The organism is Roseobacter sp. TSBP12, from assembly GCF_009129705.1.
Taxonomy (GTDB): Bacteria; Pseudomonadota; Alphaproteobacteria; order Rhodobacterales; family Rhodobacteraceae; genus Celeribacter; species Celeribacter baekdonensis_A.
Window position 1 is genome coordinate 31065 of sequence record NZ_PYIB01000047.1, and the last position, 14636, is coordinate 45700.

13 protein-coding genes are annotated in these 14636 nt (G+C 59.9%); 8 read left to right on the forward strand and 5 right to left on the reverse strand.

Annotated elements, in window-relative coordinates; genetic code table 11:
* Positions 1 to 180 precede the first annotated feature (180 nt).
* Positions 181 to 1431: a CobW family GTP-binding protein gene (locus C8029_RS14490; protein ID WP_152003141.1), complete on the forward strand. Its 1251-nt coding sequence runs from the start codon at positions 181 to 183 to the stop codon at positions 1429 to 1431.
* Positions 1432 to 1475: 44 nt separating this feature from the next.
* Here the strand turns inward: C8029_RS14490 and C8029_RS14495 are convergent, their stop codons facing one another.
* Positions 1476 to 2048, reverse strand: a complete 573-nt coding sequence (locus C8029_RS14495; protein ID WP_152003142.1) for a LuxR C-terminal-related transcriptional regulator — start codon at positions 2046 to 2048, stop codon at positions 1476 to 1478.
* A 140-nt stretch (positions 2049 to 2188) separates the two neighbouring features.
* On the opposite strand from C8029_RS14495, the gene C8029_RS14500 reads away from it, so the two are divergent.
* The 3 genes from C8029_RS14500 to C8029_RS14505 are packed head-to-tail and all read left to right on the forward strand — an operon-like array spanning position 2189 to position 4840.
* The gene (locus C8029_RS14500; protein ID WP_152003143.1) at positions 2189 to 3355 is read left to right on the forward strand and encodes a thiolase domain-containing protein; all 1167 of its coding nucleotides are present in this window, start codon (positions 2189 to 2191) and stop codon (positions 3353 to 3355) included.
* A 28-nt stretch (positions 3356 to 3383) separates the two neighbouring features.
* On the forward strand, positions 3384 to 3548 hold the full coding sequence (locus C8029_RS22090) for a hypothetical protein (RefSeq protein ID WP_193217659.1): 165 nt from the start codon (positions 3384 to 3386) through the stop codon (positions 3546 to 3548).
* The gene (locus tag C8029_RS14505) at positions 3545 to 4840 is read left to right on the forward strand and encodes an RNA polymerase factor sigma-54 (RefSeq protein WP_152003144.1); all 1296 of its coding nucleotides are present in this window, start codon (positions 3545 to 3547) and stop codon (positions 4838 to 4840) included. Before C8029_RS22090 ends, C8029_RS14505 begins: the two co-directional genes overlap by 4 nt.
* A gap of 65 nt (positions 4841 to 4905) precedes the next feature.
* Here C8029_RS14505 and C8029_RS14510 read toward each other — a convergent pair whose 3' ends face one another.
* Positions 4906 to 5682: an alpha/beta fold hydrolase gene (locus C8029_RS14510; protein ID WP_152003145.1), complete on the reverse strand. Its 777-nt coding sequence runs from the start codon at positions 5680 to 5682 to the stop codon at positions 4906 to 4908.
* 131 nt (positions 5683 to 5813) lie between these two features.
* Between C8029_RS14510 and C8029_RS14515 the strand changes: the two genes are divergently transcribed.
* Both C8029_RS14515 and C8029_RS14520 read left to right on the forward strand, forming a co-directional pair.
* The gene (locus C8029_RS14515; protein WP_152003146.1) at positions 5814 to 6935 is read left to right on the forward strand and encodes a helix-turn-helix domain-containing protein; all 1122 of its coding nucleotides are present in this window, start codon (positions 5814 to 5816) and stop codon (positions 6933 to 6935) included.
* A 40-nt stretch (positions 6936 to 6975) separates the two neighbouring features.
* Complete coding sequence (locus C8029_RS14520) at positions 6976 to 8028, forward strand: alpha/beta hydrolase family protein (RefSeq protein ID WP_152003147.1); 1053 nt, start codon at positions 6976 to 6978, stop codon at positions 8026 to 8028.
* A gap of 248 nt (positions 8029 to 8276) precedes the next feature.
* Here C8029_RS14520 and C8029_RS14525 read toward each other — a convergent pair whose 3' ends face one another.
* Both C8029_RS14525 and C8029_RS14530 read right to left on the reverse strand, forming a co-directional pair.
* Positions 8277 to 9410, reverse strand: a complete 1134-nt coding sequence (locus C8029_RS14525; protein WP_193217660.1) for a sialate O-acetylesterase — start codon at positions 9408 to 9410, stop codon at positions 8277 to 8279.
* Positions 9411 to 9417: 7 nt separating this feature from the next.
* Positions 9418 to 10431 carry a LysR family transcriptional regulator gene (locus tag C8029_RS14530; RefSeq protein ID WP_152003149.1) on the reverse strand — a complete coding sequence of 338 codons (1014 nt, stop codon included), beginning with the start codon at positions 10429 to 10431 and terminating at the stop codon, positions 9418 to 9420.
* 397 nt (positions 10432 to 10828) lie between these two features.
* Between C8029_RS14530 and C8029_RS14535 the strand changes: the two genes are divergently transcribed.
* Both C8029_RS14535 and C8029_RS14540 read left to right on the forward strand, forming a co-directional pair.
* Complete coding sequence (locus C8029_RS14535; RefSeq protein ID WP_152003150.1) at positions 10829 to 12316, forward strand: MFS transporter; 1488 nt, start codon at positions 10829 to 10831, stop codon at positions 12314 to 12316.
* Between the two features lie 66 nt (positions 12317 to 12382).
* The gene (locus C8029_RS14540; RefSeq protein ID WP_081583760.1) at positions 12383 to 13594 is read left to right on the forward strand and encodes an acyltransferase family protein; all 1212 of its coding nucleotides are present in this window, start codon (positions 12383 to 12385) and stop codon (positions 13592 to 13594) included.
* Between the two features lie 63 nt (positions 13595 to 13657).
* Here C8029_RS14540 and C8029_RS14545 read toward each other — a convergent pair whose 3' ends face one another.
* The gene (locus C8029_RS14545) at positions 13658 to 14587 is read right to left on the reverse strand and encodes a LysR family transcriptional regulator (protein ID WP_152003151.1); all 930 of its coding nucleotides are present in this window, start codon (positions 14585 to 14587) and stop codon (positions 13658 to 13660) included.
* Positions 14588 to 14636 lie beyond the last annotated feature (49 nt).

Consider the following 14636-nt stretch of genomic DNA (forward strand, 5'->3'; position numbering starts at 1 on the left):
TACGCAAGATGGTGCCGCCGTCCGATTTCCGGACGCTTCTCAGACTGTGCCCAGACCGGAAACCGGACGCTTTGGCGAGAGGGTTTGGCGCGCGCTCGCGGCAAGCCGTTGTTTGGCCTACAAAGTCGTGGGTGGAACGAAACCTGCTTCTCATTTGGGTGGATGGATGGAGGAAAACCGATGACAACGCCCGAAAACCTTGCTGTTTTGGCGCGCCCTGCGGACTTGGGGCGCGTGCCTGTGACCCTGTTGACCGGGTTCTTGGGGGCCGGAAAAACAACACTTTTAAACCAGCTCATGCGCCTGCCCGAAATGGCCTCTGCGGCTGTTTTCATCAATGAGTTTGGCGAAATTGGCATTGATCACCACCTTGTAGAGCGAATCGATGAGGCCTTGGTGATTCTCGAGTCTGGCTGTGTGTGTTGCTCGGTTCAGGGCGATCTGATCGCCGAATTGAAGCGGCTGCATGACCGCATGGCGCGGCGTGACATCCCGCAGGTGTCTCGTGTGGTGATCGAGACCACGGGTTTGGCCGATCCGATGCCGGTGGTGCGGGCGTTGATGGAGGATCGGTTTGTGTCCGCCCGTTTCCGTTGTGACGGGATCGTCACGGTGGTGGACAGTGAACATGCCTGTGCCCAGCTGGCGCATCATCGTGAGGCTCGGGTTCAGGTCAGCATGGCGGACCGTATCGTCTTGTCGAAAACCGAGCTTGCAACGCGGGCCACGCGGGCAGAACTGACCAAAGTTTTGATGGCGCTGAACCCTGCCGCGCCTCGGGTGAGTGCGGCGGAGGCGGTTGCGGAGGTGGGCACTGTGTTGGGCGGCGGGCTTTATGCGCCGGAACAGATCCCGCAGGACCTTGATGGGTGGTTGCAGGCCCACGCCCATTCAGGGCCGCGCCCGAAAACGATCTCCCTGCCGTTTCCCCCGGCAACACAAGACCACCATAGCGGTCGCGTCCGCAGCTTTTCCGTGCGCTTGCCGGAGCCGGTGGCCTGGCGGGGCTTTTCTGTGCGGATCGGTGAACTCCTTGCGCGCTGGTCGGGTCAGATTTTGCGCCTCAAAGGCATTGTGGCTGTTGAGGGGATCGACACACCAACCGCCATTCAATGCGTGCAGGATACGGCCTATGCGCCCGTGCATATGGCGTGCTGGCCAAAACAGGATGCGACCGGGGCATTGCGTGCGGGGCAGGGCGCGGTGGTGGTGATTGGCGAGGATTTGACGGCTGAGGATGAGCAGGCAATGCGCGCATTGTTGACCGATTTTCCGGCGGATAGATTGGCCCTGCGCCGCGCGGCGGCCTTGCCGGGCTTGGCCACGCGCAACTGGCTCAACGAGCGGATGCCCCTGGCGTCACGACCGGGGATGAGCTCTGAGGCTTTCGTGATCCAGCCGCGGTTTTTGCATGACGCGCGTGTAACATGAGAGTTCAATATGCCCCCAAGCAGACGGTCGCATGCGCGTCACCTTCACTCGACAACAATGATTTTAGACACCAGCTCAGCCGTGTTGCGCGCCCCCAGCTTTTTCATCAGCCGGGCGCGGTGAACTTCGACGGTGCGATGGGAAATGCCAAGCGTGACACCGATCTCTTTACAGGTCCGCCCATTTACAACATGCCGGGCAATGTCCTGTTCGCGCGGGGTCAGATCGACCGAGCGCGCCACCTGTTCGGCCACTCTTTCAAAGGCCCAAATTGTCAAAGCGAAAGGGTCCGCGGGACTCAGCGTCACACCACGCGCCCGCACCCAGCAAATCGTCCCATCGGCTGTTTTCATAAACCTCTGATCTTCATAGCATGTATGGTTGGCCATTTCGGTTTTGGCTCGTGCGCCGATCAGGTTGAAATCGGCGTGACTGGGATAAAGCACCCGAACCGATTGGCCTTCAAGCGTTTCGGCCTTGTAGCCGAGCATGGCTTGCGCCGCCTTATTGGCGCGCAAAATCTGGCGATGCGCAAGGATCAGTTGCGCGATGGGAGATTCAATAAATCCAAGGTCGCTCAGAGAGGGATTGGTGATCATGGGGTCAGTATAGCGCATCCGCAGGGGCTGCCTATACGTATTTGACTACGTAGGAATACGCATAAGTAGTTGCCCTAATATCGCTGCGCTGCACAGGCAGGCAGGGTGGTGCAAGCACCACAGGGGCGGACTAAATGGCAATCACAAAGGAGAACAACATGACCGGCATTCATATCGTGGGCAGTGGCCATACCGCGTTTGGGCGGCTCGATGCCCGAAGCCTAGAAGACCTGATCGTCGAAGCCACGCGCGAGGCGTTGTCGGAGGCCGGGATCAGCGGCAAAGACATTGATGCGGTGTATCTAGGACATTTCAATGCTGGCATGTCCGACGATGGGTTTGCCTCATCCTTGATCCATCAGGCCGACGACCAATTGCGGTTCAAACCGGCAACACGGATTGAAAACGCCTGTGCCTCGGGGTCGGGGGCGGTTTACGCCGGGATGGACGCCATTTTGGCGGGTCGGGCCAAGCGCGTTTTGGTGGTGGGTGTCGAAAAAATGACCCACCGCAGCACACCCGAAGTGACCGCCTCTCTTGGCCGCGCCGGGTATCAAGGCGATCCGAGTGAAGCCGGGTTGAGCTTTCCGCAAGTGTTTGCCATCGCGGCCAAAGCCTATGCCGAGCGCTATAGCGATCCGATGGAGGCCATGGCGCGGATTTCGTCGAAGAACCATAAAAATGCTCTGGCCAATCCACTGGCCCAAATGCGCCGTGACCTGAGCTTTGAGCAATGCAACGAGGTGACCGAAAAGAACCCGCTGATCGCGCCGCCGCTGCGCTTGTCGGATTGTTCACTGATTTCCGATGGTGCCGCCGCCGTGGTGCTCAGTGCCGATCCGGCGGCCCATGCGCGCAGTGCGCATATCCGGGCCGCCGCGCATGTGTCGGATTTCCTCCCCATGTCGCGGCATGATATCCTGCGGTTTGAAGGTCCAAAACGGGCCGTGGCACAGGCCTATGCGGAGGCGGGCATCAAGGTGGATGATGTGGGATTTGCCGAGGTGCATGACTGTTTCACCATCGCGGAATTGCTGATGTACGAAGCGCTTGGCCTGTGTGACGCGGGGCAGGGGGCCACTGTGTTGGCGGACGGCTCTGTCTATCGCGGCGGGCGGTTGCCGGTGAACCTGTCTGGCGGGCTCAAGGCCAAAGGCCACCCTGTCGGGGCCACGGGCGTGTCGATGCATGCGCTGTCGTTTCGGCAATTGACCGGCACGGCAGGGGAGATGCAGGTGGATGCCCCGCGCCTTGGGGTCGTGGTCAATATGGGTGGCGCGGCCGTGGCAAACTATGCCACCGTGTTGGAAACGGGCCACGTCTGAGCAAAGGTGTGGCTGAGGGGAGGAGCGCATGAGCTTGGCCGACCTGTCAGGGAGCTTTGGGGATCGGGTGGCCAGTGCCGTTTTGGGCTCTGTGTCGCAGCGCGCGCGCCATGGTTGGGCCGCAGCGGGCGGTTTGATCCGGTCCAATCTCATGGTGTTGAAACCACTTCTGTTGTTGGGTTCAACACCATGAGAGGCCCCAGTCTGCATCAGGTTCAATACCCGGCACAGCGGATGTCTCAGACGATGCAACGTGCGCTCAATCTGTTGCAAATGGACAATGCCGAACTGAGCGGTCTTTTGATCGAAGAGGCCGCGCGCAATCCCCATGTGCAGGTCACGTTGCCGATGCCCGAAGACCCGGTGCCGCCGCGCAAGCGCAGGCATTGGGGCACGCCCGGTCTCATGGCCGGGGCCGCCGATTTTGATCCCGATCGCATGGGCGCCCAGGCGGCGGGTCTCTACGCCCATGTTCAGGCGCAGGTGGGGCTTCTTTTTAAGACCGCAAAGGAGCGCGCCATTGCCGAGGTGTTCGTCTCTGCGCTCGATCTTTCGGGCTGGTTGGGCGAGACGGTGGAGGAGGTCGCCCGTGCGGCGGGCTGTTCTCCTGAGACGGCGGAACAGGTGTTGCGCAGATTGCAGGGGGTTGAACCCACCGGGCTGTTCGCGCGGTCGCTGGCCGAATGTCTAAGCCTACAATTGGCCGAGGCACAGGCCTTGGACGCGCTGATGCAGCGCTTGCTGGACAACCTTCCGGCCTTGGCGCGGGGCGATACGGCGGTGTTGTTGGATCGGTGCGGTGTGGATGCCAAGGAATTGGGTCGTATGGTTACGCTTTTGCGCAGCCTTGATCCCAAACCGGGCGCGCAATTCGACTCCGGCCCGGCACCCCGTCGCGCGCCTGATCTGATCGTCAGCCGGGATGCACAGGACAGGTGGCAGGTGGTGATGAACCGGGCCAGCACACCGGAAGTTCAAGTGGCGCGTTTGGCCGAGCCGACCAGTAAGGAGGGTTTGGAAACCGCACGATGGCTGGAGCGTACCTTGTCGCGGCGCAACCAAATGATCCTGCGGGTTGCGGGCTATGTGATTGCGTTTCAGCACGCGTTTCTGGAACAGGGGCCGACGCAGTTAAAGCCATTGACCAACGCCGAGGTGGGCGCGGCCCTGGGTCTTCATGAAACCACGGTGGGGCGTATCCGCAACGGGCTTTTGCTGCAATTGCCCGCGCGCGTGCTGGCGCTGGATGCGTTTTTTGGCCGGGGGCGCGTGGCGTGTCGCAATGGTGGCAGTCTCGCGGGGGATGCAATTGTTGCCATCATCCGATCCCTGGTTGCCACTGAACCGCCAAAGGCGCCGTTGACCGACGCTCAACTGGTGGACGCCCTTGCCCAACGGGGTATCACATTGTCGCGTCGGACATTGGCCAACTGGCGCAAGCGCGCCGGGATCAAGGCCGCCTCAGACCGCAAATGCGCCAAATAGGCCGCCCCGGCCTAAACCGAAGATATGACAAACTGTTGTGCCAGCTCATCGTCTTGCCCATGAGATCAGGGGATCACGCGCTTGATCTCGGCAACAACGAGGGCAGGGGCGGTTTTTTGGATGTAGTGGCCACTGGCCACCGGAACCACTCTGGCCTGCCGAAAGCCTGTTGCAAACCGTTCGGCATAGGAGATCCAAAGCCCGCGCCAGCGCGCATCTTCGCCAAGACCACCCTGCTCGGCCACCATAATCGTGATCGGCATATCGCGCAGTGCGCTTAGGTCCGCCAATGCGGCCTCCGTCTCCGGCGCCCCTGCCAGTTCGAGTTGCTCGGTGTCGGACATGGTCAGACGCAAAAGCGCAGGCACCTCACAGCCACGCAGGCCCGTCAATTTGCACTGAGCCGTAAAGCCCGGCAGGCGCGGATCAACCAAAACGATGCCCGCAACCTGTTCGGGATGGTCCTTGGCGAATTGCAGCACATAAAGCGCTCCCAGCGAATGGCCGACAAGAATATAGGGCGCTGCAACGGTTTGCTGTGCCAATTCCTGTGTGAGGTGAGTGGACACCTCTGCGCCGGTGCGGCGTCCGTCGCGATCACCGGGCCATGGACGTCCGACAAGCAGCGAGGGACCAAGCCCATAGCCCGCGCGGGTCCAGGCAAACCGCCCAACCTCGGGCGGGAGGGCCACGCCGTCCCAGACGTCAGCGGCATCGCCAAGCCCCGCTTCGAAGACGACCGTCGGGCCGGTTGTGGCGCGGGTGACCTCTGGGGATGGGCCGGCACAGGCGGCCAAGGCCAGACAGAGTAAGAGACGGGTTGAGGGACTGAGCATGGACATGGAAACTCCTGAAGGATGAGGCCTGAAGATGGTCTCGAAAGCGGGGCCAAAGCGACCGGTCCAATCGGTCCGGTCCTTGTCTCGCTGAGTAACCTCGTCCAGATTGCCCACGACAGCCAAGAGGACATCAGATGTCGGACACTTTGATTGGAATGGCAGTGATGGCGACACTGGCCCTTTGGGTGCGGGGGCGTGGTTTCGATCGGCGGCTTTGGCCCGCAAGCCGCGCGCTCATTCTCTTTAGTGCCGCGTTGACGGTGGCCCTGATCCTTGATGCCACCCGATGGGCGGACTGGGAGGTGTTTATCCTGCCGATGTTGCCCCTGGCGCTGGCCCATCATCTCGACGCCTTGGCCGCAGAGATGCAATGGCGGAGGGGAGATGCTCTATTTGCGCTCAGTGGCATACTTTGCTTGCCCTATTTGCTCATGCCTGCTTCTGCGCTTCAGGCCATTGAGGCGGGCCAGATGCCCGATCTTGATCCGCGATTCCTGTTGACGATGCTGGCAGGAGTAGGGCTGTTCTGGGCGCTGTTGATGTGGGCGACGACACTTTCGGGCCTGCGGATATGGCGGACCCTGCGCGACTACCGCACCCGCTTGGCACAGGTTATCGCACAGCCGCCCTCGCCCCGGCTAAATGGTGTCGCACTCCTTGGCGGCTTTCTGGCCTGCGTCTTCGGTCTGCACCTTTTGGACCTTCTGGCCCTTGGCTCTTTGCTGGGAGGCCAAGCGGGCGATCTGTTTCTTTTGGCGCTCATCCTTGGCGTTGCTTTGCATGGATTGAGCCTGCGCGAGGTTTGGCCCGACTGGGCCGATGCGGCGATCCGGTCGCCAGTTGACGCCGCGGACACAGCACCAAGCTATGCGCGTTCGGGTCTCGACGCTGCGGCGATCACCCAATTGCTGGGGCGTCTCGATGCGGCGATGGCGCGGGAGTCTCTGTGGCGCATTCCCGGATTGACCCTGTCCGATCTTGCAACAGCGGCGCGCGCGAAACCATTTTATGTCAGCCAAGCCCTCAACCAAGGCCGTGGCGAAAGCTTCTTTGATTACGTCAATCGCGCGCGCGTGTGCGAGGCGCAACACCTTTTGCGCGACAGCGATGACACAATCCTCGACATCGCCTATGCTGTTGGGTTCAATGCAAAATCGACCTTCAACGCGGCGTTTCGCAAACATATGGGGATGACACCAAGCCAATGGCGCAGGGCCGAGCCGGTTGGACGGGACGCCACCGGAGGAACAGGCTGATAGGGGCTGTGGACGCTTTCTTATGCAAGGTCCCGGACCCATGACACCCTTCACCCGACGCCTTTTTTTGTCTCTTCTGGCTGCGTTACCCATAGCCTGCGCCGCCCCTGCGCGCCGCCCGCAAGACCCCGCAACGCGGCCCTATCCGCATCGCACCGTCACCATCCCGCGCGCGACCGGCGCATTGGCGGGAGAGATCGTGTTGCCCACTGGTGCGGGCCCCTTTCCTGCCGTTCTGCTTTTATCTGGATCGGGACCGCAAGACCGCGATGAGACGGTGGCGGGGCATCGCCCCTTTCTCCTGCTCTCGGATGCGTTCGCGCGCGCCGGGATCGCCAGCCTACGCTACGACAAGCGCGGGGTGGGAAGCAGCGCGGGGGATTTTGCGACGGCAACAATCACCGATTTCGCACGCGATGGTGGGGCCGCATTCGACTGGCTCGTCACACAACCCGAGATCGACTCGGATCGGATCGCATTGCTTGGCCATTCCGAAGGTGGGCTGACCGCCCCACTTGCAGCACGCGGGCGCAACGTGGCGGCTCTGGTTTTGATGGCGGGGCCGGGTCTGCCAATGGAACGGATCATCCGCCGACAGACCGAGGTGATCGCCCAGCAAAGCGGCGCAAGCGCAACCGAAATCATCCAGTTCGATCACGCCCTTGCAGAGATCTTTGAAGTGCTGCGCCACGCCCCAGATGCCGTACAGGCAAAACCCGGCATCGAAGCCGCGGTTGCGGATTTACCCCGGCAGGTGCGCCGCAATTTCATGGATATGCTCGCCACCCCTTGGGGACATGACGCCGTCCGCCACGATCCTCGCACCGTACTTGAGGCGTTCCCCGGCCCGGTTCTCGCGCTTTTTGGCGCGAAAGATGTTCAGGTCGACGCCATCGAAAACGCCGCTGCGCTGCGCGCCCTTGTACAGAGGCACCCGGCGTTTCAAGTCCAGATCTATCCGGGTCTGAACCATCTTTTTCAACCGAGCGACACGGGCAGTCCGCAGGACTACGCGCGGATCGAAACGACGATGGCACCTGAGGTGATTACCGCGATCATACATTTTCTGAGACAGGCGTTCTCTTTATTTTAAGGCGCCCACGGGTTCTGACGCCTCCTTTCCGGTTTCGGTTCTGCGCAAAATCTGGCAGCGTCAAGTGGGTGTCGGCAGGGGTTTTGAAGGGTCGATGTCAAGGGAGTGCCTGATCCGAAGGCTGTGATGGTGTATGTGGTGTTTTTTGCCTGAAATCTGTGGATTCAAGCGACCTCAACCACCCCGTTTCCAGCATCGGCGGGCGGTTGCAACCCGTGTGACGGAAGGAGCTGACCCTGTGCGCCCCGCTATCGGGAAGGGTCGCCATCGGGATGAGCCCATTCAATGGGCAAATCAAAGGCCACGGACCAATTAAAAAGCGGCGAGTCGTCAAGCGCGCACTGTTCCGTATCCGAGTCCCGGAGGCATCCGCGTGCCCCTTCGAGCCGCCCGGATCGTCCAGACGTGCCGTTGTAAAGCGCGTAGCTGACACGCGCGGAGCGCGCCGGGGGACGGTCGAGCACAAGGCGGATGCGGCTTGGACCCGCCGGTTCAACCGCGATGATGTGGCTCTGTGGGTCATGCAGCGAAAACCCATACTGGCCGGGGTCGCGCACATGCTCGGTATCAAAACACAGCGGTTCCACGGGCACGTCAAAGTCGATCAAAACGGTGTTGTCGCTATGGGTCAGTCGGCGCGGTTGAAGCGGGTGCCAGTCTTTGCCCTCCTGCGCCAACCGCCGATAGGCCTTGGCAAAAAGGGCGCCATGCCGCCGGGTGGAGGCGGCATCAATATGAGCCCAATCTATGTAGTCATACTGGTATTTTGGCCCCACCAGAACAAGTTGAGGATGGGTCAGCGCGGCCTGAAATTGCATCTGCGGCGTGCGAAAATGGCGCCGATCCCCGCTGCAATAGCCAGAGATGCTTGAGGTTTGACACAGCAGCATGGGCATCGGCTCTGTTGTGTCAAAGATGTCTGAGAGCGCAGAGGCAAAATCCTGATGCCATTGCGCAAGGATGCGGTCGTATTCCACGGTGCCTTGCGCCCCGTCGGTTTCCCCATGCAGCACCAAAATCGCGCCAAACTGGACCTCCGGCACATGGGTCTTGGCCATTTGGGCTTGGGCGATCACCTGTTCAAAAACGTGGCTTGGCCCGCCTTTTCGCAGCACTGCATAGGGCTGACCGGCCCAACCTTGCCCGGCCAAAATGAGCGGGTCAGAAGAGGTCTTTAAGAGCTGTGCCGCAAAGCCGCTGGCGATGGTTTCCGTGCCGGTTTCGCGCAGAGGACCAAGCCGCGCTGTCAGTGGCTGGCCATTTCCTCCGACTGGGCCGCCGTCAAAACACAGGGCATGATCCTGCGCCACGGGATCAACCGTCATCGCCGGGGTGCGTCCCGTCGCAAGACTTTGTCCGGTGATCAAAAATAAATGCGTCACTTGGATCTCATGGCAGAGGGCGGGTTGATTTTGTCGCCCGCGCCGCGGGGCCGGCGGCACTGAGCAAGGCGGGTTTGGGACAGGCGGCTTCTCTCAAAAAGGCTTTCTCAAGCACTTTGGCCTGTACTCCGAGATACTGCACAAAGGCTTTCAACAGCGGTGTTTGATAGGTGCGGGACGGATAGACCGCGTAAATTTTACGCTCCGGGGACCGCCAGTCCGGCAAGACATTGACGATGTGACCGGCGTCAAGTTCAGCCCGCGCGCTCCAGATCGAGGAATAGGCAAGGCCTGCATCGGCCATCGCGGCGGCTGTTGTGGCATCCCCTGAGCGGGTGGAAATGCGCCATTTCACCGGGATGGTGACGGTGTCTTGCCCGTTTGATAGCCGCCAGTCTGTGATCGGGGGGCTGCCAAAAACCACGCATTCATGGGCGGAAATATCCTTTGGGTGCGCAATCGCAGGGGCGTTGCGCAGATACCCGGGAGAGGCGCACACAATCCGATAATCCGTCGCGATCGCCACTGCGATCAGAGAAGAGTTCGGCAAAACCGCCTGACGGATTGCGAGGTCCACACCGGAATCAATCAGGCTGACGATGCCATCATCATCGAGCAAATGAATGGACACATTGGGGTGTAACGCCTGAAAGCCGAAAACGATTTTGGCCAAAAACAGGCGGGCAAAAGAGGTGGACGACGTGATCGTGAGAGACCCGGAAATCTCGTCTTTGCGCGATTGAATGCTGTTTTCGGCCCTCTGTATCCCTTCAAGAATGACCCGGCATTGTTCATAAAAATCCTGTCCGCTCTCTGTCACCGACAGGCTCCGGGTTGAGCGCGTGATCAGGCGTACCCCCAATAAATCTTCAAGTTTTGACAGCCGTTTGGAGACCAGGGCGAGAGAGAGGTTGAGGTCCCGTGCCGCCTGCGACAGCGACCCTGCCTCGACAATCGTTGTAAAGATGGTGAGATCCTGGATGCTGTTGATATGCGTTGAATAGGGGGTCTGTGCTCGCATCTCGACGTCTCCTAATAAACTGACTTTACACAAGTTTTACAAAATGAGGCGCGCAGTGCGACCTGTGGGAGATGGCTATACTCAATAAGACCAGAGTACCAAATTGCTCAGTTCTGCAAAGACCCTATCCATTATTTGATGTGCCCCTGACGTAAACGCGCGCGGTTCAGGGCAGGAATGCCTTGTGAATGGGCAGGTTTTCGATTGAGCGCTGATGCGTGCAGATCAGCCCCTCCCGCATTATTGCTGAATCGTCAAGAATGCCTCGCCAAATGAGTGGCTACTGACCAATCCCTCCACAGAGATACTGAAGTCACCCGGAGGCCGCGCCCCTGATCGGTGCGGCCGGATCACTCTGCGCCTTGGCGCAGATTTCTGTCATTCGAAAGGGATCGAAATGCCCACAGATGCCAACCCTGAACTGAATGCCGCCAAACTGGCGGCCCCTGATACCAAAATGACATCAAAGCTTTGGCGTACGCTTGTCATTCTTTTGTTGGCCCAATTTATGATGGCCGTCGATTTTTCCATTCTCAACGTGGCCTTGCCCGAAGTCGGCGCCGCACTTGGGTTTTCCTTGGGCGGGATGCAGTGGATTGTCACATCCTTTGCGCTCACAGCCGCTGGGTTTACCTTGTTTTTCGGGCGGCTTGGCGATTACCTTGGTCGGCGAAATCTCTTTATTGGCGGGATGGTCCTTCTGGGCATCTCCTCGCTGGTCGGAGGCATGGCCGAGAGCCAAACCGTGTTGTTGTCGGCGCGTGTCATGCAAGGCTTGTCCACCGCCATGGTGACGCCCACCGCCCTCTCTCTGATGACCACCTCTTTCCCCGAGGGACCTTTGCGGGATCGCGCTTTGGGAATGAATGGTGCGATCATGTCCGCCGGGTTTACCACTGGGGCTGTTCTCAGTGGTGTGTTGTTGGATCTTTTGAGCTGGCGTTGGTTGTTCTTTGTCAACGTGCCCATCGCCGCCATTGTCGTGGTGTTTGCACCGATGTTGATCAAGGAACCCGCACGCGATCCCGGTGCCCGCAAGATGACGCTGGATATGCCCGGTGCGATCACCGTGACCGCCGCCGTTTTGTCGCTGGTCTACGGGATCACGGCGCTCGGCAACCACGGTTTGGAGGCCTTCCTTGGCATCGAATCCATGGTTTTGAGTGTGGTTCTGTTCGGTGTCTTTATTGTCATTGAGAAACGCTCGGCGGAGCCGCTTGTGCCGCTCAACATTCTCAAACGTCGCTCGGTTGCCTTGGGCAATATCACCGGCCTGTTGGCGTTCGCGACGGAAACATCGCTTGTGTTCCTCATGACGCTTTATCTGCAAGAAGTCTTGCAACAGTCGGGAACAGTAACCGGTCTGGCCTTTGGTATCCTCGGGGCAGGGACCGTTTTGGGCGGGGTGATGGCCTCTCGGGTGATCTCTCTGATTGGTCATCGTGGCACACTGCTTGCGGGCTTCGCGCTTCAGGGCGTGGCCACAGCGGCGCTGATCCTCTTGACCACAAACCCCGGTTCGATTCCGCTGATGCTGATCGCCACCTTCCTTGGCGGGATCGGCAACATGTTGGCGATCGTTGGCTTTATGACCGCCGCCACCTCGGGTTTGCCGAACAAACAACAGGGGCTGGCCACGGGGCTTGCCATCCTGACCCAGCAATTCGGGATCACCATCGGCATTCCGATCATGAGCGCGATCGTGTCGGCGCGCATCCTGTCTCAGCCCGATCTCGATGCCCTGAGTGCGTCAGAGCGCATATTGGGAGGTGTGCTTTTTGCCATCGCGATCAACGTTGCGCTGGTTGTGCTGGGCTTTCTCGTGGCGCTGCTGCTTCGGCCAGATCGAGCCCCAGACGGCGCTGAGACCGTCACACAAAACTGACGCCACCGCGGGCGGGTCCGAAAGGTCCCGCCCGCTTCCTTTTTATCCCACAAACAGGAGTTTACCATGACACAAACCACCCCCACATCAGGACCGTTCCAAAGAGCGAAAGCCGCCAGACCGGCGATGTCTTCCACAACCGATGGTGATCGCTTGCCACGGCTTCCCTCCTTGACCGGATTACGCTTTTTCGCGGCTTTCGCGGTCTTTCTATTTCATGTCAGCCTTTTTACCTCGCCCTTGCCGCCCTATCAGCCGACGAACCCGTTTGGCGCGACGCCCGTGGGTGAAACCCTTGAACAACTCTTTCGCCAACTCGGCTATGTCGGTGTGAGTTTCTTTTTCATTCTGTCCGGCTTTGTGATCACTTGGGCCACGCCCCAATGTTTTTCGATCCGTGGCTTTATGTGGCGGCGTATGCTCAAAATCTATCCACCACATGTCGTGGTCTGGGCGATCTCGCTTGTGCTGTTCGCCGGTGTCTATACCTCGCCGCAAACCGCCATTCTCAACCTGACGCTGTTCAGTACGTTCAGCACGGACCCAACCGTCTACGTCAGTGTCAATCCGCCGTCGTGGTCCCTTTCAAGCGATATGGTGTTTTACCTGCTGTTTCCGGTGCTCATGCCACTGGTCCGCCTGATCCCGGAACCGCGCCTTGGGCAAAGCCTGCTCGCGTTGCTTTTGGGCATGTTGGCGGTGATCCTCATCACCACTTATCTCGTCCCAAGCGAACCCAAGTCGCCGATTTCACCGATCTCCGGCACGCAGTTTTGGTTCAACTATATCTTCCCGCTGCCACGCATGTTCGAGTTTGTAATCGGCATGGTGGCGGCACGCATGGTGGTGCTGGGACGGTGGCCCCGGATCGACCTGTTGTCCTCCTGCGTGATGTTGATCGCCTCCATTGCGATCGCCAAACATCTGCCGTTTCTCTACACTTTTGGCATTTGTTATATCTTGCCGCTGACCGCCCTGATCACCGAATGCGCGGCGCGTGATCGCGAGGGGCGCTCTCCGGTCTTTTTGACCAACAGGCTGGCCCTCTGGCTTGGCCAAGTCTCCTTTGGTTTCTATCTCTGTCAGGGTGTCAGTATCTTTTGGTTGAGCAAACAGCTTGGGCTACAGGACCTCTCTGTTGTCGGCGGCTTGACTGCCATTGCGCTGTATTTTTCAGCGTCGCTTTTGGGGGGCTGGCTCTTGTTCCGCTTTGTCGAAGAACCGTCGATGAAGCTGGCGCGTTGGATTTTGTTGCGCCGCAAATTGCGCACGGCATAGCGCGTAGACGCGGTTGACCGGGCTCACGCCCTCAAAGGGAACGGGCAACCAAACGGTTGCCCGCTACGCGTCATCGCGGCGCGGAGACGGCTGATCGACGCGCCCATAGCGTGCCAGATAGTCGAGCAAAACCCGTATTCGCGCCGGAAGCGCGCTGCCGATGCCAAGTCGGACCGCATGAAAAGGCTCCACATCGCCCGGATTGTAACTTGGCAGAACCTCGACCAATCGGCCGGCTTTCAGGTCATCCTCGATGGTGAACCGTGCCAGCCGGGCAAGGCCGAGACCGCTCAAGGCCATGTGCCGCACCCCTTCGCCATCGCTGACCTGAAGGCGCGGATCGGCGTTCAGGTCCATCACCTCGCCATTGAGCGCAAAAGGCCAGGGTTTGTTTTTGCGCCGATAGGCAAATCCGATCAGGGTGCATCCCGCCAAATCCTCCAGACATTGCGGCATCCCGACGCGATTCAGATACGTGGGGGCGGCGACGACCAGCCGCTGTGAGGCCCCCAACGAGCGCGCGACAAGAGCCGAAGAGGGCATTTCTCCGGCGCGAATGGCAAGGTCGGCCTGAGCCTCGATCAAATCAACGACATGATCGGTCTGACTGACCGTGATGGAGAGTTGCGGGTATTTGGCGATCAAATCCGGGAGGATCGGATACAGCCGATGTTGGGCATATGAGGCCGATGTGGTGATGTGCACCGGTCCGGCCGGGGTCCGTCCCGCTCCGGCTTCGCGCTCTGCGGTGTGAAGGGCGGCCAGAATTTCGAGTACCCGTAAATGCAAATCCCGGCCTTCACTGGTGAGGGTCAGTGCACGGGTTGAGCGCAGGACGAGCACGGCCCCGACGCGTTCTTCCAGCCGGGCAATGGTTTTTGAGATCGCAGACGGCGTCAATCCAGACGCGCGCGCCGCCGCCGAAAAGCTGCCTTCCGCGACAACCAGCGCGAAAATTTCTAGGGCCCTAAGCCGTCCGGGATCGCCAAGCATTGTGCCTACAATTCATAAATCCTGTTCCTTCGAGAGGTATACTCTAAAA